At 70.0% G+C, this 25,121-nt stretch carries 21 protein-coding genes and 1 pseudogene; 17 read left to right on the forward strand and 5 right to left on the reverse strand.

What is annotated here, in order from left to right:
* Positions 1-138: 138 nt before the first annotated feature.
* Both rpsT and mazG read right to left on the reverse strand, forming a co-directional pair.
* Positions 139-423 (reverse strand): annotated as a pseudogene (gene rpsT, locus AKJ08_RS04810) (30S ribosomal protein S20); the annotation flags it as partial.
* A gap of 276 nt (positions 424-699) precedes the next feature.
* On the reverse strand, positions 700-1,515 hold the full coding sequence (gene mazG, locus AKJ08_RS04815; RefSeq protein WP_050727432.1) for a nucleoside triphosphate pyrophosphohydrolase: 816 nt from the start codon (positions 1,513-1,515) through the stop codon (positions 700-702).
* Positions 1,516-1,752: 237 nt separating this feature from the next.
* Between mazG and AKJ08_RS04820 the strand changes: the two genes are divergently transcribed.
* The 7 genes from AKJ08_RS04820 (at position 1,753) to prfB (ending at position 10,980) form a co-directional block, all read left to right on the forward strand.
* The gene (locus tag AKJ08_RS04820; RefSeq protein ID WP_050725028.1) at positions 1,753-3,864 is read left to right on the forward strand and encodes a tetratricopeptide repeat protein; all 2,112 of its coding nucleotides are present in this window, start codon (positions 1,753-1,755) and stop codon (positions 3,862-3,864) included.
* Between the two features lie 2 nt (positions 3,865-3,866).
* Complete coding sequence (locus AKJ08_RS04825; RefSeq protein WP_050725029.1) at positions 3,867-5,045, forward strand: DUF4388 domain-containing protein; 1,179 nt, start codon at positions 3,867-3,869, stop codon at positions 5,043-5,045.
* Positions 5,046-5,094: 49 nt separating this feature from the next.
* Positions 5,095-6,111: a PhoH family protein gene (locus AKJ08_RS04830; RefSeq protein WP_050725030.1), complete on the forward strand. Its 1,017-nt coding sequence runs from the start codon at positions 5,095-5,097 to the stop codon at positions 6,109-6,111.
* A gap of 69 nt (positions 6,112-6,180) precedes the next feature.
* Positions 6,181-8,592, forward strand: coding sequence for an HD family phosphohydrolase (locus AKJ08_RS04835; protein WP_050725031.1), 2,412 nt, complete (start codon positions 6,181-6,183; stop codon positions 8,590-8,592).
* A 48-nt stretch (positions 8,593-8,640) separates the two neighbouring features.
* Entirely contained in the window at positions 8,641-9,183 is a 543-nt protein-coding gene (gene ybeY, locus AKJ08_RS04840; protein ID WP_240475435.1) for an rRNA maturation RNase YbeY, read from the forward strand.
* Positions 9,180-9,599: a hypothetical protein gene (locus AKJ08_RS04845; protein WP_050725032.1), complete on the forward strand. Its 420-nt coding sequence runs from the start codon at positions 9,180-9,182 to the stop codon at positions 9,597-9,599. Before ybeY ends, AKJ08_RS04845 begins: the two co-directional genes overlap by 4 nt.
* A gap of 258 nt (positions 9,600-9,857) precedes the next feature.
* Positions 9,858-10,980 (forward strand): peptide chain release factor 2 gene (gene prfB / locus AKJ08_RS04850; RefSeq protein WP_240475436.1). Its coding sequence is split into 2 segments (ribosomal slippage): positions 9,858-9,917 and positions 9,919-10,980, totalling 1,122 coding nucleotides; the frame shifts between segments, so codons are not numbered across the junction.
* A gap of 65 nt (positions 10,981-11,045) precedes the next feature.
* On the opposite strand, the gene AKJ08_RS04855 is transcribed toward prfB, so the two are convergent.
* Complete coding sequence (locus AKJ08_RS04855) at positions 11,046-11,435, reverse strand: CpaB family protein (protein WP_157370480.1); 390 nt, start codon at positions 11,433-11,435, stop codon at positions 11,046-11,048.
* Positions 11,436-11,672: 237 nt separating this feature from the next.
* On the opposite strand from AKJ08_RS04855, the gene lysS reads away from it, so the two are divergent.
* From lysS to AKJ08_RS04870, 3 genes are read left to right on the forward strand one after another with little or no spacing between them, the layout of a single operon-like run.
* Positions 11,673-13,202: a lysine--tRNA ligase gene (gene lysS, locus AKJ08_RS04860; RefSeq protein WP_050725034.1), complete on the forward strand. Its 1,530-nt coding sequence runs from the start codon at positions 11,673-11,675 to the stop codon at positions 13,200-13,202.
* Between the two features lie 7 nt (positions 13,203-13,209).
* Positions 13,210-15,180, forward strand: coding sequence for an ABC transporter permease (locus AKJ08_RS04865; RefSeq protein ID WP_050725035.1), 1,971 nt, complete (start codon positions 13,210-13,212; stop codon positions 15,178-15,180).
* Positions 15,173-15,856: an ABC transporter ATP-binding protein gene (locus AKJ08_RS04870; RefSeq protein ID WP_050725036.1), complete on the forward strand. Its 684-nt coding sequence runs from the start codon at positions 15,173-15,175 to the stop codon at positions 15,854-15,856. Before AKJ08_RS04865 ends, AKJ08_RS04870 begins: the two co-directional genes overlap by 8 nt.
* A 52-nt stretch (positions 15,857-15,908) precedes the next feature.
* Here the strand turns inward: AKJ08_RS04870 and AKJ08_RS04875 are convergent, their stop codons facing one another.
* The gene (locus AKJ08_RS04875) at positions 15,909-17,222 is read right to left on the reverse strand and encodes an RsmB/NOP family class I SAM-dependent RNA methyltransferase (RefSeq protein WP_240475437.1); all 1,314 of its coding nucleotides are present in this window, start codon (positions 17,220-17,222) and stop codon (positions 15,909-15,911) included.
* 339 nt (positions 17,223-17,561) lie between these two features.
* Between AKJ08_RS04875 and AKJ08_RS04880 the strand changes: the two genes are divergently transcribed.
* The gene (locus AKJ08_RS04880; RefSeq protein ID WP_050725037.1) at positions 17,562-18,077 is read left to right on the forward strand and encodes a peroxiredoxin; all 516 of its coding nucleotides are present in this window, start codon (positions 17,562-17,564) and stop codon (positions 18,075-18,077) included.
* Between the two features lie 82 nt (positions 18,078-18,159).
* Here AKJ08_RS04880 and bcp read toward each other — a convergent pair whose 3' ends face one another.
* Positions 18,160-18,678: a thioredoxin-dependent thiol peroxidase gene (gene bcp, locus AKJ08_RS04885; protein WP_050725038.1), complete on the reverse strand. Its 519-nt coding sequence runs from the start codon at positions 18,676-18,678 to the stop codon at positions 18,160-18,162.
* 188 nt (positions 18,679-18,866) lie between these two features.
* On the opposite strand from bcp, the gene AKJ08_RS04890 reads away from it, so the two are divergent.
* The 6 genes from AKJ08_RS04890 (at position 18,867) to AKJ08_RS04915 (ending at position 25,103) form a co-directional block, all read left to right on the forward strand.
* Complete coding sequence (locus tag AKJ08_RS04890) at positions 18,867-19,250, forward strand: HesB/IscA family protein (protein WP_050725039.1); 384 nt, start codon at positions 18,867-18,869, stop codon at positions 19,248-19,250.
* 128 nt (positions 19,251-19,378) lie between these two features.
* The gene (locus AKJ08_RS04895; protein WP_157370481.1) at positions 19,379-20,053 is read left to right on the forward strand and encodes an MBL fold metallo-hydrolase; all 675 of its coding nucleotides are present in this window, start codon (positions 19,379-19,381) and stop codon (positions 20,051-20,053) included.
* 61 nt (positions 20,054-20,114) lie between these two features.
* Positions 20,115-21,269, forward strand: a complete 1,155-nt coding sequence (lpxB, locus tag AKJ08_RS04900) for a lipid-A-disaccharide synthase (RefSeq protein ID WP_050725041.1) — start codon at positions 20,115-20,117, stop codon at positions 21,267-21,269.
* 177 nt (positions 21,270-21,446) lie between these two features.
* Entirely contained in the window at positions 21,447-22,178 is a 732-nt protein-coding gene (locus AKJ08_RS04905) for a MarC family protein (RefSeq protein ID WP_082342702.1), read from the forward strand.
* Positions 22,175-23,974, forward strand: coding sequence for an ABC transporter ATP-binding protein (locus AKJ08_RS04910; protein ID WP_050725042.1), 1,800 nt, complete (start codon positions 22,175-22,177; stop codon positions 23,972-23,974). The genes AKJ08_RS04905 and AKJ08_RS04910 overlap by 4 nt, the downstream gene beginning before the upstream one ends.
* Before the next feature lie 34 nt (positions 23,975-24,008).
* Positions 24,009-25,103 carry a CehA/McbA family metallohydrolase domain-containing protein gene (locus tag AKJ08_RS04915; protein ID WP_050725043.1) on the forward strand — a complete coding sequence of 365 codons (1,095 nt, stop codon included), beginning with the start codon at positions 24,009-24,011 and terminating at the stop codon, positions 25,101-25,103.
* Positions 25,104-25,121: the final 18 nt, after the last annotated feature.

Consider the following 25,121-nt stretch of genomic DNA (forward strand, 5'->3'; position numbering starts at 1 on the left):
CAGGGAGCCGGGAAAGCCCGGCTCTCCGTCTCTGAATTGAACCGCTAGCGGAGAACGCGAACGGCGGACACGGGAGTCCCCGGTCCGCCAGCGCGGTTCGATGCCGACCCGAACGGTCGGCATTCTACGAAGAGGGTGCTACTTCGCGGCGGCGCCGGCGGCGACCGACTTCGCGAGGCGCGAGATCTTGCGGCTCGCAGCGCGGCCCTTGATCACGCCCTTGGTGGCGGCCTTGTCGATGGACCGGGTCGCCAGGCGCAGGAGCTCCTGGGCGGTGGTGGAGTCGTTCTTGGCGACCGCCTCGCGGACCTTCTTGATCGCGGTGCGGAAGCTGGAGCGGATGGAGCTGTTGCGCGCACGGGCCACTTCGGCCTGGCGGATGCGCTTCAATGCGGAACGGGTATTCGCCACGTCGTCAATCCCCTTGGAAAGCGGGGCCTTCTACCGGCCCACGCACCAGGTGTCAAGGCCCCTCGAGGCAGCTCGCCCACAGAGGGCCTGCCTGGAGGGCATGGGCGCGGATGATGTGGACATTTCCAGAAAATTTCAAGCAAAGCCTTCGGAATCCAGCCCTTTTTCTGGATGCTGCAGGATGCAGCACGGGGGCCGGAGGCCGAAAAACCGTTGGAAAAGGTGCCCTCTCCAGCCGCGAGCCCACAGGCTTCCCACAGATCTTGTGGGCAACCGTTGGACAACGTCCTACGAGCCGGACGCCTCCCGGCGCTTCGCCTCCTCCCATAGGGCGTCCATCTCCTCTGCGGAGGCCTCGGCTCCTCCCGTGCGCTCGTGGAGCCGCTCCTCCATCCACGTGAAGCGGGTCTCGAAGCGGCGGATCGCCATCCGGAGGGCCTCCTCGGCCGGCACGCGCGCGTGGCGCGCCAGGTTGGCCAGAGAGAAGAGCACGTCGCCGAGCTCGTGCTCGATCGCGGCCCGGTCGCCGCCGGCCAGCGCCTCGTCGAGCTCGCCGAGCTCCTCGTCGACCTTGGAGCGCACGCCCGCCAGATTCGGCCAGTCGAAGCCGATACGAGAGGCCTTCTCCGTGAGGCGCTCCGCCCGAACGAGGCCGGGCGCGTGCCGGGGGACGCCGTCGAGCACCGAGACGCGGCGCCCCTTCTTCTTCTCCTTCTCCGCTGCCTTCAGCTTCGCCCAGTTCTGCTCGACCTCCGCGACGCTCCCGACCCTGACGTCGCCGAAGACGTGGGGGTGGCGGTATTCGAGCTTGTCGGCGATCGCCTGGATCACGTCGGCCAGGTCCCAGTCGCCGCTCTCCCGGGCCAGCTCGGCCTGGAAGACGATCTGGAAGAGGAGGTCGCCGAGCTCCTCCCGGTGCTCCGACTTCGAGCCCGAGTCGATGGCGTCCAGCACCTCGTAGCATTCCTCGACCAGGTACGGCCGGAGCGACTCCATCGTCTGCTCCCGATCCCAGGGGCATCCGTCGGGTGCGCGCAGCCGCGTCATCATCTCGAGGAGGCGCTTCAGCTGGACGGCTGCCTTCTCGGTGGTCTTCGTCTCCATTCCGATCCTCTTCCGCCGCATGATTTCGCGGCTCGTGCGCGCGCCGAATACGTCGCGGTGAGCGGGAGGGCTTTTACTCTCGCCCCTGGCCCAAGGGAATCGAGGGCCCTCCCTCCGCCCGCCTGGAAGGTCGGTCCGGCCGCAGTACCCAGGGAAAACACCCGCCGACCACGGCTCTTCCCTTCGGTTCGAGGAGGGGCTTTGCTAGGATTCCTGCGACTTCCTCCCGAGGGTGATTTGAGGAGCGTTCGGCTTCGGCCCATCCGTCTCGTCGCGGCGCTGGCGGCGCTGCTGTCGACCGTGCTCCCGGTCGCAGCGGGCGCGGCGCGTCCGCTCGCGGGTTCCCACGGCGTCGCCACCCCCTCGGAGGAGAGCTGGGGCGACGAAGGCTTCGAGGCGGAGGCGCGGCGGCTAGGCGAGGCGGAGGAGCGCCGGCTCGTGGAGGAGGCGGCCCACCGGGCGGGGCTCACCGCCGCGAGGAGGGGACAAGCTGCGCCCGCTCCCGAGGCCGCCGACCCGGACAAGGCCCGCAGGCTCGAGGCCGACGACGAGCTCGCCCGCCTCGTCGTTCTCCCGGAAGAGACCCTCGAGGACCTCGAGCACGCGTGGCGCGACAGGCGGGAGGCCGTAGCCCGCGGCGATCTCCTGGCGGCGGCCACGGCCGAGAGCCGCGTGCTCGATCTCCGCCACAGGCTGGACGTAGCCGAGCTCGACACCTTCGCGGCCGCTGCCGTCCGTGAGAGCCAGGCCCTGACCTGGAGCGATCCCGCCGCCGCCCTCGCGAGGGCCCAGCTCGCCGTGGCCCTCTCGCCCTCGCTCCCTGCAGCGCACCTGTCGCGGCTCGCAGCGCGCTTCGCCGCCGATCCCTGGGACGTCGCGGACTGGGGCCACTCGGGCCTCGAGGCCCTCCGGGCGGGGCTCGGCCACGAGCGACACCTGCGGCCATTCCTCGCCGACCTGGGCGTCGCCGCAGGCCTCGCGCTGGCGCTCACGGGCGCCTTCACGCTGCTGCTCCTGGCCTTGCGCCACGGCCGCCACGTCCTCCACGACTTCCACCACCTCTTCCCTCGCCAGGTCGCGCGCCTCCAAAGCGGAGCGGTCGCCCTGGTGCTCCTCGCGCTGCCCGTCGCGTTCGGCCTCGGCCCGCTGGTCTTCGCGTCGGGCGTCGTCGCGGCGATCTGGCTCTACCTCTCCCGAACCGAGAAGACCGTGCTCGGCGTCTGGCTCGTGGTCTTGGGCCTGCTGCCTGCGGGAGCCGGGTGGCTCGCCGATCGCACGGCCTGGAGCGGAACGCTCGCCGAGGTGGTGGATCGAGTGGACCGCGGCGCCGATCTGCGCCTCGCCGAGGCGCTGGCGCCGAGGAGCGAGGCGAAGGATCCGAGGCCCGAGGAGCTCTTCGCGCTCGCTCGGGTCGAGAAGCGCCAGGGGAAGCTCGACGCCGCAGAGTCGCTCTTCGCAAGGGCCCTTGTTCTCAGGCCGGGTTGGGCCCACGCGTCCGTCGGCCTCGGAAACGTCCGCTTCCTCCGCGGCGATTGGACCGGCGCCGCCCGCCTGTATGACGAGGCGCTCGAGGCGGATCCCGGCCTGGCCGAGACCTGGTTCAACCTCTCGCGGGTCTACTACCGGCAGGTCGACTTCCCCAGGGGACAGCAGGCGCGGGATCGGGCGGTCGAGCTCGATCCGACGCTCGTCGCCCGATACGGCAAGGGCGGCGGTGAGCCGGACGCTGCGGGCGGCCATCGTTTCCTCGCCGATCCCTCCCTTCGCGAGGCCGATCTCGTCGCGCTGGCGACCCGGCCCGGCGAGTCCGCCCGAGTCACGGCCCAGATCGCCGGCTGGCTCGCTCCCAGGGTCCCCGCTCCGCTCGTCACCTGGCTGGGACTGGTGATCGTCGCCGGGCTCGCAGCCCTGGCTTCGTTCCGTGGGCGCGTTCGCCCGAGCCGCGGTTGCGCGCGATGCGGGCGCTCCGTCTGCGAGCGATGCGACCCCGAGACCTCGCGAGGCCCGGACTGCGGCCAGTGCGTCCACGTCTTCGGTCGCCGCGGCCGGGTGGATCCGGCGGCCCGCGTCCGGAAGGAGCTCGCGGTCGCCAGCTACCGTGCGCGCCGGGGCGTCGTCCTTCGCTGCAGCGCGATCCTCCTCGCGGCGCCGGCGCTCAAGGGGCGGGCGGCGCGGGGGGCGCTCGTCATCGGGATCTTCGCCTTCTTCGGGATCCTCCTGGCGATCAGCGACGGCGTGATCCGGCCGGCCTTCGTCTTCGACGCGGCCTGGAAGGCGGCGCTCCTCACCACCGCGACGGCGGCGACCTATCTCCTCGGCATTCGCGAAGGCTGGAAGGAACCGGGCTGACGATGGCGCTCCGCGGCACGATCAAGGACTTCGGGATCGCCGAGATCCTCCAGCTCATCGGCCAGCAGGCCAAGACCGGGATCCTCCACCTCGAGTCGAAGAGCAAGGACGAGGAGGTCCACATCTCCTTCCTCCAGGGGAACGTGGTCGGCGCCGGGGACGTCGGCAGGCGCCGCCGGGACCTCCTGGGGCGGATGCTGGTTCGGGCTGAGCTGCTCTCCGACGCGCAGCTCGAGGCGGCGCTGGACGAGCAGAAGCGGACGCTCAAGCGCCTCGGAGACATCCTCGTCGAGTCCGGTGCGATGACCCGGGAGCTCTTGCGGGAGATGACGAGGCTCCAGGCGCAGGAGACGCTGTACCGGCTCTTCTCCTGGAAGAGCGGCACCTACCGCTTCGAGCAGGTCGAGGTGGCCTGGGACAAGGAGTCCTTCACGCCGATCCGGAGCGAAGCGGTGCTCATGGAGGGCTTCCGGATCGTCGACGAGTGGCCGGCGGTGCGGCGGAAGATCCCGTCGAAGGAGATGACCTTCGAGAGGCTCGCGCCTCTCCCCGCCCAGCGCGCCGAAGACGACCTGGACAGCAACCTCGACCAGGCCTTCGGGGGTGCGATCCACGCAGGATCCGGGGCGTCGGAGATCGGACCCGCCGAGCGGCGGGTGATGAAGCTGGTCGAGCCGGGGCGCTCGGTGGAGACGCTGATCGACCTCTCGCGCCTCGGCGAGTTCGAGACCACCAAGGCGCTGGCCAACCTCGTCTCCGGCGGGTTCCTCCGTGGCATAGCTCCGGAGCCGTCCGAGGCGCGGGCGGATCGCGCGGGTCCGGGCGAGCGCCTCGCCAAATACGGGCTCCGCGTCGGCCTGAGTCTCGCCCTCGCGCTCGTGGTCGGGCTCGTGGCCCATCGGGCGTCGAGCGGGGAGGGCGCGCGATCGGGCACCGGCGTGGAGAGGACCCTCTGGGATCCGGCCGCACAGCGGGCGATCGGCGAAGCCCAGCTCTCGCGGATCCGGTTCGCCCTCGAGCTCCACCGGCTCGAGACGGGAGCCCATCCCGCCGCGCTCTCCGAGCTCGTCGAGGCCCGTCTGCTCGGCGACGGCGATCTCCGCTATCCCTGGACGGAACCGTACTTCTATCGGAGAACGGAGGACCGGGCCGGATACGTGCTCCTGCCTCCCTTGCGATAACCCGGAAAGAATGACCGGGCCCGGCCTGTTTTCGGCTTCGAGAGGACACATGCGGGAAACCACCCATCGCGTAGAGCTCGACGACAGCAACCTGGCCCAGACCCTCGCGGGTGCGCAGAACGAGCACCTCAAGCTCCTGGAGCGCCGCGCCGGCGTCCGGATCAGCAACCGAGGCACCACCGTCACACTTGTGGGCGACGAGCCCAAGGTCCTGCTCGCCGAGCGGGTGATCCAGGAGCTCTACGGGCTCCTCCGCGCCGGCTATCCGCTCTATCCGGAGGACATCGAGCAGGCCGCCAAGGTGCTCGCGGCGCGGAAGGACGTCTCCCTCAAGGAGATCTTCCTCGACACCGTCTTCATCTCCAACCGAAACCGGGTGATCGCGCCCAAGGGCCTCGCCCAGAAGCGCTACATCGACGCCATCCGCAGCCACGACATCGTCTTCGGCATCGGCCCGGCGGGCACCGGCAAGACCTACCTCGCCATGGCCATGGCGGTGGCGGCTCTCCTGGAGCGGCGGATCAAGCGGATCGTCCTCTGCCGTCCGGCCGTCGAGGCCGGCGAGAAGCTCGGCTTCCTCCCCGGCGACCTCGCCGAGAAGGTGAACCCCTACCTGCGCCCCCTCTACGACGCCCTCAACGACATGATGGACTCAGAGAAGGCCCAGGGGCTCATCGAGAAGGGCACGGTCGAGGTGGCGCCGCTCGCCTTCATGCGCGGCCGCACCCTCAACGACTCCTTCGTCATCCTCGACGAGGCGCAGAACACCACCGTCGAGCAGATGAAGATGTTCCTCACCCGCCTCGGCTTCGGCTCCCGCGCGGTGATCACCGGCGACGTCACCCAGGTCGACCTCCCCTCCGGCCGCACCTCCGGCCTCGCCGACGCCCGCGAGACCCTCGAGGGCGTCGAGGGCATCTCCTTCTGCGGCTTCAGCGAGGTCGACGTGGTCCGCCACCCCCTCGTGCAGCAGGTGGTCCTCGCCTACGAGGCCCAGGAAGCCCGCCGCGCCGCCCGAAAGGCCGCCGCGGCCGCTCCGAAGGAAGAGGTCGAGCCCGCGGCGTAGTTCGCGGACGAACGGCCGCGTCGCCTCGTTGACGCGCTGCGGCCGACCTGCCACGATCCGGGGTTCGACATGGCGCGAACCAAGGACAAGGCAGCGCTCCCGACGGAGCCGAAACGCGTATCCCTCTCAGGGGTCGTGGACCGGCTTCTGGGCCTGGTTCTCCTGGCCCTGGTCGCCGCTGCGGCCGCTACGGCTCTGAACCCCGGACTCCTCGATCCCCGGATCCCCTACGACGACCGGGATCTGGGGAGCTTCGCGACCGCGACCATCAAGGCCAACCGCGCCTACGATCTCCCCGACGAGGAAACCACGCGGCGCATGCGCGAAGAGGCCGTTGCCGCGGTGCGGGCGGTCTACGAGTACGACGCGCTGGCGGTGGACGCCATCGTCGCCCGGATCCACAGCGGCTTCGACTTCGCACGCTCGCTCAGCCGGGAGGCCGAAACCGAGGGTGCGAGTTCGCCTCACAAGGTCGAGACCCCCAAGGGCGACGCGTCGAAGGAGGCCCCGTCCTATCGGGCGATCGAGCGCGAGCGGGGCGAGATCGAGCGGCGGCTGGGCGCTCGCCTCGAAGAGGAGGAACTGGCGGCCCTCACCCGGGCGGGATTCCCGGAGGCGGTGGAGGAGGGCGTCGTCACCCTGGTGACCCAGGTGATGCGCGAGATGGTGGTGGGAGACCGCGAGGAGCTCGCCCAGCACCGGAGCCGAGGGATAGCGATCCGCCGGCTGGGCCCCAAGAGCGTGGTCACGGAGGAGTTCCTCTCAGAGGTGGGCGGGATCCGCGACCTGTCCGCGGTTCGCGAGCGGATCGAAGGGAACGTCGAGAGCCTCTCCCGCCTCCCCCGCGAGCTGCGCCTGGCTGCGGTGAACCTCGCCCGGCGTGAGATTCGGACCAACCTCAAGTACGACGGCGAGCTGACTCGCAAGCGCCGGGAGGACGCGGGCGCGGCGGTGAAGCCGGTGGCGATCCAGCTCAAGAAGGGCGAGAAGATCATCGGCGACGGTGAGCGGATCGAGGCTCGGCACCTGGCGATCTTCCGCGGAATGCGGGCCCAGTCCCAGGAGACGGACCTCGTGCAGGCCCGGATCGGCGGCGCTCTCCTCGCCGCGCTCCTGGCGCTCGGCCTCTTCGGCTTCGCGCGCTCGGGCAAAGGCTTCCTGCGCCTCTCGAGAAAGGATCGCGTCCTCCTCGCGCTGCTGCTCTCGGGGATGCTCGTCTTTTCGCGCTTCGCGATCACGCTGGGCGAGCTCCTGCGCGAGCGCGTCCCCACGATCCCGGTGGAGGCCTGGACCTGGGTCGTCCCCTTCGCGGCGGGGGCGATGGCCCTCCGCTTCGTGCTCGGCGCCGCGCCGGCGCTGCTCTTCTCCGTGGCCTTCGCCGCCCTCGCCGGGGTGATGGCCGGCAACTCCCTCGCCGTCGGCGTCTTCGTCCTCCTGGGCTCCCTGGCCGGGGCGGCGCGGGTGGCGGGAGCACGCGATCGCGGCGGGATCTTCAAGGCCGGCGCCGCGGCGGGTCTCGCGCAGGCGGCCTCGGTGATCTGCTTCGCCCTCTTCGCGGGCCAGCTCCTCTCCTGGGAGCTCGTGGTGAGCGTGCTCACGGCCTTCGTGGGCGGAGCGGTCTTCACTCCGATCCTGGTCACGGCGCTGATCGCGCTCTTCGAGAGCGTCTTCGGCTACACCACCGACCTTCGCCTCCTCGAGCTCGCGAACCTGAACCACTCCGCGCTCAAGGAGCTGATCGTCCAGGCGCCGGGCACCTACCACCACTCGATCATCGTCGGGACCCTCGTGGAGGGGGCCGCCGAGGCGATCGGGGCCAACCCCCTGCTGGCCAAGGTCTGCGCGTACTACCACGACCTCGGCAAGGGGAAGAACCCGCTCTACTTCGGCGAGAACCAGCGGGGCGGCAACCGCCACGACGACCTGCCGCCCGAGGAGTCGGCGCGCCTGATCATCGAGCATGTCGCGACCGGCCTCGAGCTGGCGCGGAAGCACAAGCTGCCCCGCGTGGTCGCGGACGCCATCCCCCAGCACCACGGGACACGCCTGGTGGGTTATTTCTATCACAAGGCGTTGCGTGAGCAGGAGGGGAGGGAGGCGCCCGAGCCGGTGGACCCGACCCTCTACCGCTACGCAGGGCCCAAGCCCCAGTCTCCCGAGACCGCCCTGGTGATGATGGCCGATGCGGCCGAGGCCGCCTCCCGCTCCCTCGCGGATCCGTCCGAGGAGAAGCTGCGGCAGCTCGTGAACAAGCTCATCGCCGGCATCTCGGCGGATGGCCAGCTCGACGAGTGCGGCCTCACCCTGCGGGATCTCTCCCGGATCGGGGCGAGCTTCTGCGCCACGCTCCAAGGCATCTACCACTCGCGGCCGGAGTATCCGGCGGGTGCACACGACGCGGCCGCCAAGGCGAGCCTCGCGGCCTCGCATCCGCCCGACGCCGAGGCGCCGCCGACGAACGTCCGCGCCCTTCGCAAGTAGAGGCGGCTCGATCGGAGCAAGGGCGGGCAGGCGTGTTAGGGTGCCGGCGTGGCCGACATCCAGATCAAGAACGAGCACCCCGAGGGCGCCTACGGCGTCCGGATCCTGCGCGCGCGGGCCCGCGAGTTCCTCGAGAAGCTCGGGAAGGGCGACGTGGAGCTCTCCATCCTCCTGACCACCGACCCCGGGATTCAGGAGCTGAACCGGCGCTTCCGGCGCAAGAACCGACCCACGGACGTGCTCTCCTTCCCAGCGGGGAACGAGGAGCCGTTGTTGCCGGGCTTTCCGATCCCGCTCGGCGATCTGGCGATCTCCCTCGATACCGCGCGAAGAAGGGCCTCCGAGGACGGGAGGAGCCTCGCCTTCGAGCTCTCCCGCTATCTGGCCCACGGTCTTCTCCACCTCCTGGGGTACGATCACGAGGTCTCCGAGCGGGAGGCGCGGCGCATGGCCCGCAAGGAGGCGGAGCTCCTCGGCGTGCCGGGGATGCTCGCCGACGCCCAGGGGGTAGGACCGAAACCTTCACGGGCGTCCCGAACCGGGGTAGAAAAGGGAAGCAAGGGCTCCCGAGAGACGGGGAGGGGACGATGAGCGAAGAGCGGTTCGAGATCGACTACGACGCAGAGGCGGTCTTCTACGAGAGCGGATGGCGAACCCGCGAGGATCTCGCCCGGCTCATCAAGGAGATGATCGACCGCGGCGATTACCGGATCGCGCGGCCGTCCGCCGCCCTCGAGTCCCTCGAGTCCGAGCTCTCTCGCGCGCGAATCATGGCCGTCCGGGTCTCCCCGGAGCTCGCCAAGGCGGCGGAGCAGCGGGCCGCACGCGAAGGGAAGGCCGTCTCGACGATCCTCCGCGAGGCCCTCGCAGGGCTTCTGTCTGCACCGGAGGCCGCGAAGGCGCCCGCGAACCTCCCCGCCGCGGTCATCCCGGCGATCGAGGTCGACGCCGAGACCTCCTTCTCCCTGGACGATCCGGAGATGGAGCAGAGCTGGTTCGGGCGCTGAAAGCCCCGTATCACCTCGGAGTTTCCTCCCTGGCCGGGTCATTCCCGAGCCGCAGAGGGATCGCCTTGCGCGGGGTGGAAAATCCCGTATTTTGCGGCAGTTTCACGGGTTTCCCCGTGTTCTTCCCATGAGCCAAGCGAAGCCGAAGGCGGAGCAGACGAAATTGAGAGCGTTTCCGCGCGGAGCGCGGCTGAAGAAGTCGGGCCCGCTTCTGCGGGACCGATTTCTTCATACGCTCTAGACGGGAGTCGGGACGAGATGATCGACGAGATTCAGGGACGGATGGACGAGCTGAAGGTGCGCCTCGACGCGCTCCGGAGGGGCCTTTGACGTCGAGCCTTTGAGGCTTCGCGCGGAGGAGATCGAGCAGATGTCGCTGCAGCCGGGCTTCTGGGACGACCAGAAGGCGGCGCAGGCGCTCAACAAGGAGAAGGCGCGGGCCGAAGAGCTCGTCCGCGCGTGGGACAGCCCCTCGCGGGCCCTCGACGACGCCTTTGCGCTCCTCGAGCTGGCGAACGAGGCGGGCGACGAGGATTCCCGCAAAGAGGCCGAGGGCAGCCTGGACGCGATCGAGGAGGCCATCCGCGGTCTGGAGCTCCGCCGCATGCTCTCCGGCCCCAACGACGGGGCGGACGCGATCATCGAGATCAACTCCGGCGCCGGCGGCACCGAGTCCATGGACTGGGCCGCGATGCTGCTGCGCATGTACACCCGCTACTGCGAGAGGCAGGGCTGGGAGGTCGAGCTCGCCGACTACACCGAGGGCGAGGAGGCCGGCCTCAAGAGCGCGTCGATCCTGGTGCGGGGCGAGTTCGCGTACGGCTTCCTGAAGGCGGAGGCGGGCGTGCACCGGCTGGTGCGCATCTCGCCCTTCGACTCGCAGGCCCGGCGGCAGACGTCGTTCGCGAGCGTCTTCGTCTACCCCGACATCGAGGCCGACATCGAGATCGACGTGAAGGAGTCGGACGTCCGGATCGACGTCTACCGCTCCTCGGGCGCCGGCGGCCAGAAGGTGAACAAGACCTCCTCGGCCGTGCGCATCACCCACATCGCCACCGGCATCGTGGTGGCGGTGCAGAACGAGCGCTCCCAGCACAAGAACCGCGACCTCGCCTGGAAGATCCTCAAGGCCCGGCTCTACGAGCTCGAGGAGAAGAAGCGGAACGCCGAGAAGCAGGCCATCGAAGAGACGAAGACGGACATCGGCTGGGGCAGCCAGATCCGGTCCTACGTCCTCGCCCCCTACCGGCTCGTGAAGGACACGCGCACCGGAGAGGAGAGCTCGCAGGTGGACAAGGTCCTCGACGGCGAGCTCCAGCCCTTCCTCGAGGCCTTCCTGCTGGGCAAGAGGAACACCAGCAAGGGCGGCCTCCCCGAATAAGCGCCCGAGCATCCGGCGCCGGCGATTCCCGGCCCCCTCACCGACGGGTGGGAGGGGCCGGTTCGCTATTCGGCCGCTTCGGCCGCTTCGGGCGCCTGCCTGGGCGCCAGCCCGAAGGCCGAGCGAAGGAGCAGATCCCCCTTCTCGAAGCCGACCTTGGGGGACTGGCCGATCAGCTCGTTCACCTCGTCCGGGGCCACGGTGTTCGGGCTCGCCACGAGCCTGGGAACCGGCCGCTTGGCGAGGGCGGAGATATCCAGCGGCTTGCCCGCTTCGATCGTCTCGGTGACGATCACGGCCTCCGAGAGACCGAACTCCCCGGCGAGCTCCGCCGCGTGGCGCTGCAGGGAGACCCAGGCCACGAAGCCTGCGATCATCCCCGCCACCGGGAGGCCGATCAGGAAGCCGATGACCATCGAGGCGGTCAGCTCGCGCTTGTTCAGTGGGTTGCTCATGGTCGGCCGATCTAGCACGGCGGCGCGCCGTGCGCCCGCGTTGGAACGGGCGAACATCGAGGGCGGCCCGGATCGTCCCGAGCAGGCTCGTCCAGCGGCCCCCGGAAGGCCGAGGCGGGGCCGCGATTCCTTGACCCGGCAGGTGCCCGAACGTAGTGTGCGCCGGCTCGCGAGAGCATGGCGTTCCCACCTCCGACACCCTCGGTTTGCCTGATCGGGAGCGCGAGGAGCAGTCGAATGGCCGACCAGGAAACGCCCACCGGATCCTCTTCCCTCGAAGCCCAGCGGGCCCTTCGCCTCGAGAAGGCGGAGAAGCTCCGTTCACTCGGCGTGAACCCCTGGGGCAACGGGCGGAAGGTGGAGAACAACGCGGGCGAGGTGAAGGCTCACTTCGGCGACGCGCCCACCGAGAAGGTCGAGGAGGATCCCACCGTCTTCTCGGTCGCCGGCCGGGTGATGATGGTCCGCACCTTCGGGAAGATGGCGTTCCTCGTCCTCCGCGATCGCACGGGCGACATCCAGGTCCAGCTCCGCAAGGACAAGCTGGGCGAGGACTCCTTCGGCCTCCTCAAGCTCCTCGACATGGGCGACATCGCCGCCGCGAGCGGCAGGGCCACCCGCACCAAGACCGGCGAGCTCACGGTGGTCGCCGACGAGTGGACGATCCTCACCAAGTCCCTGCGCCCCCTGCCCGAGAAGTGGCACGGCCTGGACGACGTGGAGACGCGCTACCGCCAGCGCTACCTCGACCTCGCCACCGATCCCGACGTCCGCGAGGTCTTCCGCAAGCGCTCGCGCCTGGTGCGCTACATCCGCGACTTCCTCGACGCCCGCGGCTTCCTCGAGGTCGAGACGCCGATGATGCACCCGCTGGTCTCGGGTGCGGCGGCCAAGCCCTTCACCACCCACCACAACGCGCTCGACCTCGATCTCTACATGCGGATCGCGCCCGAGCTCTACCTCAAGCGCCTCGTTGTGGGCGGTTTCGAGCGGGTCTACGAGATCAACCGCAACTTCCGGAACGAGGGCCTGTCCACCCGGCACAACCCCGAGTTCACCATGCTGGAGTTCTACCTGGCCCACGCCACGTACGAAGACCTCATGGACCTCACGGAGGAGCTGATCTCGGGGGCGGCGCAGGAGATCTGCGGCACCACGCGGCTCCGCTACCAGGGCCACGACGTCGACCTGGGGCCGGGCTGGAAGCGGATCTCCATGGCCGACGCCGTCATCGAGGCCACCGAGGGCAAGATCTCTCCCTCGGATCTCCAGGAGCCGGAGAAGCTCAAGGCCGTCCTCCTCGAGAGCTTCCGGGGGACCGACGCCGAGCGGAAGGCGATCGACCTCATGTCGATCGGCGAGCTCGTGGGCGCGCTCTTCGAGGAGCACGCCGAGCATCGCATCGTCCACCCGACGTTCGTCACCCGCTTCCCCGCGGCGATCAGCCCGCTCGCCCGCCGCAACGACCAGGATCCGGTCTTCACCGACCGCTTCGAGCTCTACTGCGCCGGCCGGGAAATCGTGAACGCCTTCTCGGAGTTGAACGACCCCAGGCAGCAGCAGGAGATCTTCGAGCGGCAGGTGGAGGCGAAGATGCGCGGGGCCGAGGAGACGATGGACTTCGACGCCGACTACATCGCGGCCCTCGAGCACGGCATGCCCCCGACGGCTGGCCTCGGAATGGGGATCGACCGCCTCGCCATGCTGCTGACAGACTCCGCCTCGATCCGTGACGTGATCCTCTTCCCCCTCCTCAAGCCCAGGTAGGTCCCATTTGCAGCCGACGTCCGGAGCCGCCGGCACGCCGGGAGGTCTTCCCCCAGCGGAGCGTGGCTCGCCCAGTCCACGACCTATCGTCCTCCCGTCGAGGAGGAGCCGGATCCCGCGCCTCTCCGGGCGCGCGCTCTCGGCAGCGGCCTTCCTGCAGCTCACGGCCCTCGCGCTCCTGGGCCTCTCCCGGCTCTTTTTCGCCAACTCTCTGGGCCTCCGGCTCGAGACCGCCGAGCTCCTCTCCGCCTCGGTCGCGGTGCTCACGGCGGGCACCGCGGGCTGGAGCACCGCGGCGATCTCGAAGCGGGTCGGCTTCTGGGAGCTGGTCCTCGGGGCCATCCTCTCCACGGCCGTCGGCTACTTGATCCTCGTCACGGGGACGGGCTTCGCGAACGAGGTCTTCGCCCTCGTTCCGGAGGGGGGGATCTGGTTCGCCCCGCTCCTCACGGGCGGTGTGAGCCTCCTCGTGTCGAGCCTCGCCGCCACCCTGGGCTACATGCTGGGCGCCGGCCGCTCGCTGGACTTCTCCTTCGGCTACGAGCTCTTCGTCGCGAAGAGCCACCTGCGGCTTTCGCGCCCGCTCCTCGTCGGCCTCTCCCTCCTCACCCTCGGGATCGTCCCCGGCGTCGTCGCCCTCTACCTGCTGCTCCGCAAGCAGCGGCGTTCGCCCACGCTGATCATGACCGTGCTCTCCATCGGCGGCGTGGCGGTGGGCGTGATGGCGCTCTGCGTGGTGCTCTCGGTGATGAGCGGCTTCGAGCTCGATCTGAAGCAGAAGATCCTCGGCACCAACGCCCACGCGGTGGTGCTCAAGTACGGCTCCTTCGACGAGTGGGAGAAGGCGGCCAAGACCACGCGCGAGACGCCGGGCGTCGTGGGCGTCACGCCCTTCGTCCTCAACGAGGTGATGGTCACCACCGAGACCAGCCTCGCCGGCGCCTTGATCAAGGGCATCGATCCCTCGACCGTCGGTCAGGTGACCGAGCTCCCCAACGAGATCATCGAGGGGAACCTCGAGCACCTCGACCGTCCCGACGAAATCCCGGTGCCCTCGGCCGCCTTCGGCGAGCCCGGGACCAAGGGGAAGAAGGAGCTCGACGACCTCTCCGACGAGCTAGACCGCCTCGCCCGCGCCGGTGCACGCGATCCGGCGGCGAAGGCCTCCGGCGAGAAGAACGATCTCCCGGGGATCGTGATCGGCCGTGAGCTCGCCCGCCAGCTCAAGGTCTTCGTGGGCGATCCCATCACCGTGGTCTCGCCCATCGCCGGCGAGCTCGGCCCCATGGGCCCCCAGCCCAAGAGCATGCAGTTCCGGCTCGCGGGCGTCTTCTACTCGGGGATGTACGAGTACGATTCCAAGTTCGTCTACATCTCGCTGGAGCGGGCCCAGGGCTTCTTCAAGCTGGGCAAGGGCGTGACGGGCCTCGAGCTCAAGGTCTCCGACATCGACGACGCCCGGCGGATCTCCCGCAACGTCCTCTCCGATCTGGAGGGCTACCCCTTCCGCGTCAAGGACTGGGGCGAGATGAACCGCAACCTCTTCTCCGCCCTCAAGCTGGAGAAGATCGTGATGGCGGTGATCCTGGCGTTCATCGTGCTGGTCGCCTGCTTCAACATCCTCTCCACCCTGGTGATGCTCGTGCTCGAGAAGGGGAAGGAGATCTCGATCCTCAAGTCCATGGGGGCCCGCGACGCGTCGGTCATGAAGATCTTCGTCGCCGAGGGCCTCGCCATCGGGACCATCGGCACCGTGCTGGGGCTCGCGCTGGGCCTGCTGCTCTGCGGGGCGATCTCGATCTTCCCCATCCCCCTGGACCCCGACGTCTATTACATCCCCAGGCTCCCGGTGCGGGTCGAGGGCGTCCAGTTCGCGCTCGTGGGCGTGGCCGCCGTGGTCCTCGCCTACCTCGCCACCATCTTCCCGGCGCTCTACGCCTCGCGTCTCTCGCCGGTGGAGGGGCTGCGCAATGACTGAGACCAGGCCGCTCATCGAGGCCCACGGCATCACCAAGGACTACTGGCACGAGAGCAAGGGGCTGGTGCAGGTCCTCCGCGGCGTCGACTTCGCGATGCAGGCGGGCGAGGTCGTGGCGCTGGTGGGGAAGTCCGGGGCAGGGAAGAGCACGCTCCTCCACGTGCTCGGCACCCTCGACGAGCCCACCACCGGCACGGTCTGCTTCGAGGGAGAGGAGCTCGTCGGCGCCGACGAGCTTCGGCTCGCGGACTTCCGCAGCAGTACGGTCGGCTTCGTCTTCCAGAGCCACTACCTGCTCCCCGAGTTCTCCGCCCTGGAGAACGCGATGATGCCGCTCCTCGTCCGCCGCGTGCACCGGGACGAGGCGACGGAGGTCGCGCGCAAGATCCTCGAGCGGGTCGGCCTCGGCCACCGCCTCGATCACAAGCCGTCGGAGCTCTCTGGCGGCGAGCAGCAGCGGGTGGCCCTGGCCCGGGCGCTCGCCCCCAGGCCGCGCCTCCTACTCGCCGACGAGCCCACCGGGAACCTCGACGCGAAGACCGCCGCGGCCATCCACGAGCTCCTCGTCGAGCTCAACCGGGAGCTGGGGATCAGCTGCCTCGTCGTGACCCACAACGAGGCCCTGGCCCGCGAGCTCCCGCGCTGCGTGGAGATGCGCGACGGCCTCGTCGTCTGAGAGCTTGTGAAGAATTCACAAGCTCTCGCGTAGCCGAAGGCGGAGGGGACTCCTAGGCCCGCCTGCGCAGGAGCGCGGCGAAGAAACCGTCCGTGCCGTGCACATGGGGCAGGAGCTTCAGGTAGCGCCGGGCCCCGAGCCGCTCCGCCAGCTCCTCGCCCAGCGTAGTGGCGGGGGGCATGAGCTCGAGCTCGGGATGCTCGGCGAGCACCGTCTCCACCACGCCCTCGTTCTCCTCGGTGGCGATGCTGCATGTCGCGTAGACGATCCGCCCGCCGGGCTTCGCGAGGGCCGCGTAGCGAGCGAGGAGCTCCTTCTGGATCCCCGCGAAGCGCTGCACCGATCCCTCGTCGAGGCGAAAGCGCGCGTCGGGGTTCCGGCGGAGCACGCCGAGCCCGGTGCAGGGCGCGTCGATCAGCACCGCGTCCGCCCGGTCGCCGAGCTTCTCGGCCAGCGGGGTGGGGAGGCCATCCGCCGGGACCACGTGTGACTCCCAGTTGTGGACGCCAGCACGCCGGGCCCGCGGGCCGAGCATCCCGAGCCGTCGCTCGTCCGTGTCCAGCGCCACCAGGCGCCCGCGGTTCTTCATCGAGGCGGCCAGCGCGAGGGTCTTCCCTCCGGCGCCTGCGCACGAGTCCACCACCAGCCATCCGGGGTGGGGATCCAGGAGGCGCGCCAGGACCTGGGAGCCTTCGTCCTGGATCTCGAACAGGCCCTCCTCGAAGCTCCGAAGGCGGAAGAGGTTCTGCCGCCCGTCTACATGGAGGCCATCGGGAGACCACGACGTGGCCTTCGCCTCGACGCCCTCGGAGGCGAGGCGCGCGATCAGGGTCTCACGATCCGTGCGCAGCCCATTCATCCGGATCGTGAGGGGCGCGCGCTCGTTCATCGAGCGGGCGAGGGCGAACGCCCCCTCCTCGTCGAGCTCCCGCAGGAAGAGCTCCGCCATCCACGGGGGGAGGGATTCGGCGACCGCGAGGCGCTTCGCCGGATCCTCCGACAGGCGCGAGAGGAGCTCGCCGGGCGCGGCGCAGGCGACGAGGCCCGGCAGGAGCGCTGCCGAGAGCCCGCCCTCCGCGAGCGCTCTGGCGGGAGGAATGCGCCGCTCCTGTACTCGGAGCGCCTCGTAGAAGAGGGCTCGCTTGGCGGCAGAGGAGAGCGCGCGCAGCTCGTCGCCGAGCGACTCCTCCAGCAGGTAGGTCAATCTCCCCTCGGCGCGGAGAAGGCCGTACACCGCCTCGGCAACGGCTCGGCGCTCGTTGGCATAGAGCCGCTTCTCGCGCCGCAGCAGGTAGTCGAGGGTCCGATCCGCCACCCGGCCTTCGTCGCGGATCGCCCCGTAGGCCTCGAGGACCAGCGCCCGCACCAGATCATCGCGGATCGGCCGCGGCGGGCCCGAGGATCCCTCGCCCGCGGGCCCGGCGGGAGCCCTGCCGCCGGGGGCTGTCGGATTCCGAGCGGGAACCCGCCGACCGCTCTCGCCGGGCACCCGACCTTGCTTGACTCGCCGCTTGGCCGCCATTAACTAGACCACCTTCCATGCCGTCCACCGGCACGCGAGAACCTAGCCGGGAACACGCAGGAGAGGCGGTTTTTTCGCGAGCGGCGCGAGGAACCAAATCCTCTTGCGGGCATCGGAAGACGGCGAGAGGCTTCGGCTCTTCGAAGGCTCATCGATGATCAACCCCAACCACGGAGAAAATCCATGATTCAGGTGCTCCAGAAGGCCCCGGACTTCACCGCCAAGGCCGTCGTCGGCAAGGGCGACTTCACCTCGGTTTCGCTCTCGGACTACCGCGGCAAGTGGGTCGTCCTCTTCTTCTACCCGCTCGACTTCACCTTCGTCTGCCCGACGGAGATCCAGGAGTTCTCGAAGCGCCACGACGAGTTCAAGAACCTGAACGCCGTGGTCCTCGGCGCCTCGGTCGACTCCGAGCACTCGCACAAGGCGTGGATCCAGGGCGGCCTCGGTGAGCTCAAGTACCCCCTCCTCGCGGACTTCAACAAGGACATCTCGCGGAAGTACGGCGCGCTCCTCGAGAACGAGGGCTTCTCCACCCGCGCGACCTACATCATCGACCCGGAGGGCGTGCTCCAGTACGCAAACTTCCACAACCCGAACGTCGGCCGCTCGGTCGGCGAGACGCTCCGCGTCCTCCAGGGCTGCCAGACCGGCGAGCGCTGCCCGGCGGAGTGGAAGCCCGGCCAGAAGACGATCTGATCGTCGTGGCACAACGAGCAGCCGCTCGCTTCGGCCCGGGTTCGATTCGAACCCGGGCCGTTTGTTTTCAAGAGGCGAGGCTTCAGCCCTTGGGCGCCGTCGTCCGCTTGCTGGCCGCCTTCTTCTCCGAAGGGGGCGCCTCGCCCTTCAGCGTCGCCAGGACCGCCTCGGCGTGCCCGTCCACCTTCACCGGCGACCAGGCCGCTTCGATCATCCCCTTCTCGTCGATGAGGAAGGTCGAGCGGATCGTGCCCAGGATCTGCTTCCCGTAGAGCGTCTTCATCCCGAAGGCGCCGTAAGCAGTCGCTACGGCGCTGTCGGCGTCGGAGAGGAGCGGGTAGGGGAGCGCCTGCTTCTCGCGGAAGCGACCGTGCGAGGCGATCGAGTCCTTGGAGATCCCGAAGACCTCTGCCCCGGCGGCCCGGAGCGCGTCATAGCGATCCCGGAAGTCGCACGCCTCGCGGGTGCATCCGGGCGTCTGGTCCTTGGGATAGAAGAAGAGCACGACCTTTCGGCCTCGAAGACCCTCCAGGGAAACCTTCTCGCCGGAGGTGGACGGGAGGTCGAAGGCCGGAGCCCGGTCGCCAGCACGCAGAGCCAATTTCGTCTCCTTCGAGCGCCGTGGCGCTCGTGATCGGGTTCGCTATCCAAAACTGCCCGCCCCTTGTTCCCGATCGGGTGCAGGCCATCCGGACGCGGCGTCCAGGTCCGGTGGAAATCCGGATCCAGGACGGTTATAGAAGCGCCGAACGTTCCTACCGTACCTGAAGCGCGTAGCGAGGAGATTCCATGGAGACGCAGAACCAGGCGCCCGCCCCCATCACCGGCTTCGAGTTCACCCCGGCCACCCCCGTCGCCCTCACCGCGGCGGCCGTCGAGAAGGTGAAGGAGGCCATGGCCCAGCAGAAGCTGGACGGCCACTGCCTCCGCATCGCCGTCGTCGGCGGCGGCTGCTCGGGCTTCAACTACGATCTCGATCTGGTCAAGGACGCCAAGCCCACCGACGTCGCCTACGATCTGGCGGGCGTGAAGGTCGCCATCGACGAGCAGAGCGTCCGCTTCCTCGACGGGACCGTGATCGACTTCGTCGAGACCCTGCAGGGCGCCGGCTTCAAGTTCAACAACCCGAAGGCCAAGTCGACCTGCGGCTGCGGCACCTCGTTCTCGGCGTAACAGGCCCCCGAGGCCTCGAGGCTGCGCTCGTTTCGAGCGGGCGCGCCTCGTAACACCGGGATCGTCTCCTTCGCGAGGCGACGGAACGCAAACCGCGATTGGAGCGCCGCGGGCGCTCGGCGGACCTCATGGACAAGCCGATCGTCGCCTGGGCCACCGTCGGCCCCTTCCGACAGAACTCCTACGTCCTGGGCGATCCCGTGACGAAGGACGCCGTGCTGGTCGATCCGGGCGACGAGCCCAAGGCCATCGAGGCAGTCCTCGAGCGGGAAGGGTTGACCCCTCGCTTCATCCTCAACACCCACGCCCACATCGACCACGTGGGCGCCGTCCACCACTTCCAACAGAAGTGGAAGCTCCCGTTCTACCTGCACCCCGGTGACCGGGATTGGCTCGAGGCGCTGCCGCTCCAGGGCCGGATGTTCGACGTACCCACCTCGCCCATCCCCCACGTGGATCGTTGGATCGCGGACGGCGAGACGATCGCCTTCGGTGGGAAGCGGATCGAAGTGATCCACACGCCGGGCCATACGCCTGGCGGGTGCTGCCTCCTGCTCCGGGACGACGGGATCCTCTTCACCGGCGACACGATCTTCGCGGGCAGCATCGGCAGGACCGACTTCCCCGGTGGCTCTCTCGAGGAGCTCCTCGCCTCGATCCGGGAGAAGCTCTTCCCGCTCGGGGACGAGGTGACCTTCTATTCCGGCCACGGCCCTCCCTCGACCCTCGGCAAGGAGCGCCGGGACAACCCCTTCGTCGGTGAGAACGCCACCGGCTCGGGCCGCGGCAAGAAGTACGTCTGACCGGCTCCGAAGGGCGCTCCTCCCACGGACGAGGCGCCTCCGGCCGGTAGAAAGGGCACTCGTGCCAACGGAGCCTGTCTTCCTCATCGTCGCGGCGGAGGCCTCCGCCGACGTCCACGGCGCCCGGCTGATGGCCTCGATCGCGCGGCGGACCCCAGGCGCCCGCTTCGTCGGCATGGGCGGTCCCGCCATGAGGGCCGCGGGCCTCGAGGCGCTGTACCGCGCCGAGGATCTCTCGGTGATGGGCTTCGTCGAGGTCGTCCCCAAGCTCGCCGGCATCCTCGGGATCCTGCGCGGCCTCGCCCGCTGGGCCGAGGCGAACCGCCCCAGCGCCGCCATCCTCATCGACTCCGCCGACTTCAACCTCCGGCTCGCCAGGGAGCTGCGCCACGTCGGGATCCCGACCGTCGGCTACGTCGCGCCGATGGCCTGGGCCTGGCGGGAGTCCCGCACCCGGGTGCTCCGCGATCTCGATCGCCTCCTCTGCATCTATCCCTTCGAGGAGCCGTGGTTCCGCGCCAGGGGCGTCGCCGCCACCTACGTCGGAAACCCCGTCGCGGAAGACCCGCGCCTCGGCACCATCCCCGACGAGGCGGAATGCCGCCGGGCCCTCGGGCTCGACGAGTCCCGGCCGACCCTCGCGCTCCTCCCCGGGTCGCGCCGCGCAGAGCTACGCAACGTCCTCCCCACGCTCCTCGCCGCCTCCGATCGGCTGGCGAAGGAGGAGCCCGAGCTGCAGGTGGTGCTCCCGGTCGCGCCGACCCTCGATCGCGCAGAGGTGGAGGCGCTCGCGGCGGGCGCCAGATGCCGCCTGATCCTCGTGGACGGTCGCGCGCCGGAGGCCCTCGGCGCTGCCGATGCCGTGGCGGTCTGCTCCGGGACCGCGACGCTGGAGGCCGCGCTCCTCGTCCGCCCGATGGTCGTGGCCTACCGGGCCCACCCCGTCTCGTTCAAGATCGCCCAGCTCCTCGTCCGCCTGCCCAGCGTCTCCATCGTGAACATCCTCGCCGGACGCCCGATCGTCCCGGAGCTCCTCCAGGACCAGCTCGAGCCCGAAGCGCTCGCCGCCGAGCTCCTGCCGCTTTTTAGGCGGACCGAGGCGCGGGAGCGGATGATCCGCGAGCTGGCCGGCCTCCGCGAGCTCCTCGGCTCGAGGCGGGCGAGCGAGCATGCGGCCGACGAGATCCTCCAGACGGTGGCGGATCGGGCCGCCTGACCTCGCGCTTTCTAGTTTGCTTCGCCTACGGCGAGCGTATGAAGGAATCGGCCCCGCCGAGGCGGGCCCGCTCCCTTCAACTCGCGCTTCGCGCGAGAGCGCTCCTTTTCGTTTGCTCCGCCCTAGGCTCCGCCGGAGCTTGCGGGCCGTGTATCCGCAGGTGTAGAGCCCCACCCGATGTTCTCGCAGCTCCTCGCCACTGCGGTCCTCGCGATCTCCGCCCTCTTCGTGGTCGTCGACCCGGTCGGCCTCGTTCCGATCTTCGTCGCCATCACCGAGGGCAAGACGCGGGAGAGCCGGGCGGCCATCGCGCGCAAGGCGTGTATCATCTTCGTGTGCGTGGTCGGCCTCTTCGCCATCGGCGGAGGCCTCGTCTTCCGGCTGCTCGGCGTGAGCCTCGCCGCCTTCAAGATCGCCGGCGGCGGCCTGCTGATGCTCACCGCCCTCGACATGCTCCGGAACCGCCTCGCGCCCGAGCGCACCTCGGAGGAGGAGATGGACGAGGCCTCGCACAAGCAGGACGTCGCGGTCGTGCCCCTGGCGATGCCCCTCCTCGCCGGCCCCGGCGCCATCGCCACCGCGATGGTGCTCACCTCTCGCGCCACGATGGTCTGGGACGTCGCGATCGTCGTCGCCGCCGTGATCGTCATCGGGATCGCGACCTTCTACATCCTCGCGGCGGCCCACTGGGTCGACCGCTTCCTCGGCGTCAGCGGGCGCTCGATCCTCGAGAGGGTCATGGGCCTCGTCCTCGCCGCGATCGCCGTGCAGTTCGTCGTCGACGGCCTCGGCGAGGCGCTGCCGGGGCTCCTGTCCTCTCGGGAGCCCGCGGCCGTTGAGGACCTGCTGAAGGCTTCGAAGGCCCACCTCGGGCTCCCCGCCTGGCTCGACGGGAGCGCCGGATCGTGAGCCAGGGGCGCGCCTCGACGACGTGCCGGCTCCTCGGCGTGCTCCGTCCCCAAAGGCTCGCCATCGCGGCAGGCTTCGGCTGCATGATCGTGCTCGCCGTCGCCACCGCGGGCTACGCCTGGCTCATCGGCCCACTGCTCCACTTCCTCACCAGCGGCAAGGTCGAGGGTCTCGGGGCGATGCTCCCCGGCCTCGACCCGGGCTCGCTCGACCGATCCCGCGTCCTCCTCGCGGTGCCGCTGGCGCTTCTCGCCCTCGGCCTCGCCAAGGGCCTCGCGTACTTCGGCCACTTCTACCTGATGGGCATGGTCGCCCAGCGGGCCGTCCTCGATCTGCGCAAGTCGCTCTTCGAGCGGATCATGCGGCTCGCGCCCCAGGACCTCCTCGGGCAGCGCACCGGCGACCTCCTCTCCCGTTTCGGCGACGACCTCCGCGCGGTCGAGAACGCCCTCCACGTCGCGCTCCCGACCTACCTGCGCGACAGTCTCCAGGTCGTCGTCCTCCTCGGCCTCTGCTTCGTCCTCGACTGGCGCCTCTCGCTCGTCGCCTTCGGCGCCGTCCCCCTCGCGGTGGTCCCGCTCACCTACGTGGGTCGTCGCCTCAAGCGCGTCGCACGCAGGGGGCAGCAGAGCGTCGGCGCCCTCGCCGGACTGGCCTACGACACCATCGCCGGGATCCGCGTGGTGCAGGCCTACGGCATGCAGGAACACCTCGCGGCGAAGTTCGACGAAGAGAATCGTCGGTGGCTCGCGCTCAAGCGGAAGAGCCTCCGCTCCAGGGGAATCGCCAGCCCGGCGATGGAGCTGCTCTCGGTGATGGGCGTCGCCCTCGTCCTCGCCTTCGCCGTCTACGCCATGCGCGACGGCGCCCTGCTCAGCGAGAAGCTTCTTTCCTTCCTCTCCGCCCTCGCGCTCCTGCTCGACCCCGCAAAGAACCTCGGCAAGGCGGGCGGCTTCGCGATCCAGGGCCTGGGCGCCGCCGAGCGGATCTTCGAGGTCCTCGACCTCGAGCCGTCGGTCGCCGAATCGAAGCAGGCGAGGGCGCTTCCGCGCTTCTCGGAGCGGATCCGGTTCGAGGGCGTCTCCTTCCGCTACGGCGATCGCCTCGTCCTCGACGGCGTCGACCTCGAGGTCCGCCGCGGCGAGGTGGTCGCGCTCGTGGGCCCGTCGGGAGGCGGAAAGAGCACGCTCGCCGGGCTCCTCTCGCGAACCGCGGACCCCTGCCACGGCCGGATCACCCTCGACGGCATCGACCTGCGCGACGCCCTCCTCGGGAGTCTCCGGGAGCAGATCGCCCTCGTGCCCCAGGACGTGGTCCTCTTCGACGACACCGTGCGTGAGAACGTCGCGTACGGAGTGGAGGCGAGCGACGAGAAGATCCGCGTTGCCCTCCGAGCGGCGCGTGCACTCGACTTCGTCGAGAGGCTTCCGCAGGGCCTCGACACGCGCGTCGGCGAGAGGGGGGCGACCCTCTCTGGCGGCCAGCGCCAGCGCCTCGCCATCGCGCGGGCCCTCCTCAAGGACGCGCCCATCCTCGTCCTCGACGAGGCCACCAGCGCCCTCGACAGCGAGAGCGAGCGCGAGGTCCAGGCCGCCCTGGACGAGCTCATGAAGGGACGGACCGCCCTCGTGATCGCCCACCGCCTCTCCACGATCCGCGACGCCGATCGGATCTGCGTCGTGGACGCCGGCCGGATCGTCGAGGAGGGGCGCCATGAGGAGCTCCTCGAGCGCGCTGGCGCCTACCGGCGCCTCCACGACGTCCAGCAGCTCCGCGCAGGGGGCGCCGCGGCATGAGCGCGAGAGGGACTCTTTCGTTGGAACGCGGGACATGAACAAGTGCCGCCTTCAAACCGCGCTGCTGGCCTCTCTGGCGGCCGTCGTCCTCGCCGTCGCGGCCTTCGGCCTCCTCGTCGGCGCGATCGCGCTCGCCCCGTTTCCCGCCATGGAGGCCTCTCCCGGTCCGAGCGTCCGCGGGTTCTTCCACGTCCACGCCGAGAAATCCCACGACGGCTTCGGCACCCTCGATGAGGCGGTGAGGGCCGCCGCGTCCCTCGGCGGCCGCTTCCTCGTCCTCACCGAGCACAACGTCCTCCGCCCCGACCAGCCCGTCGTCGTCGATGGCGTCCTGGTCGTTCCGGGGATCGAGATCTCCTCGGACAACGGCCACGTCGCCGCGATCGGCCTCCGGCGCGATCCGGACGAGCAGGGCACGGCCGTCCTCGACGCCATCGCCCGCGAGGGCGGCGCCGCGATCCTGGCCCATCCCGTCAATCTCAAGCGATCATGGTCCGACCCGTCGCCCGATGGCTTCGCGGGCTTCGAGGCCCTCTCCCTCGACTCCGCGCTGCGCACCGCGCTGGCCGGCAGCTGGCTCCGGCTCGGCCTAGCCGGCGCGGCCCTCCTCGGCGACCACTGGAAGGCTGCCGCCCTCCTGGTCGACCGTCCCGACGAGGCCCTCGCGCGCTACGACGAGCTCACTACCCAAAGGCCGGTCGCCATGCTCTGTGGCACCGACGCCCACGGTTTCCCTCCCTACCTCACCTCCTTCGCCGGCCTCGCGCTCCACGTCGAGCTCGCCGACTCCGAGCGCGAAGCCTGGGGCCGGAATGCCGCCGCCGACTCCGAGGCGGTGGTGGCCGCCGTCCGCGACGCGCGGACCTTCTGCTCCGTCCCGGCCCTCGGCGACGCGGGCTCCTTCGCCTTCCGCGACTCCGCGACCGAGGTCGTCGCCGAGGTCGGCGTCCCCGAGGCGCGCCTGGTCCTCCTCCGCGACGGCCAGGTCTTCGCCGAGGGGAGGGGAGGACGCCTGGCCGTCCCCGCCGAGCCCGGCGTCTGGCGGGCAGAGGTCTACGTGCGGCCGGGTTTCCCCTACGCTGGCGATCGCCTCTGGATCGCCACTTCCGCGCACCGTCTGCCTCGCTGACGCGGCGATTCGTGCCCA

Source organism: Vulgatibacter incomptus, from assembly GCF_001263175.1.
Classification (GTDB): Bacteria; Myxococcota; Myxococcia; order Myxococcales; family Vulgatibacteraceae; genus Vulgatibacter; species Vulgatibacter incomptus.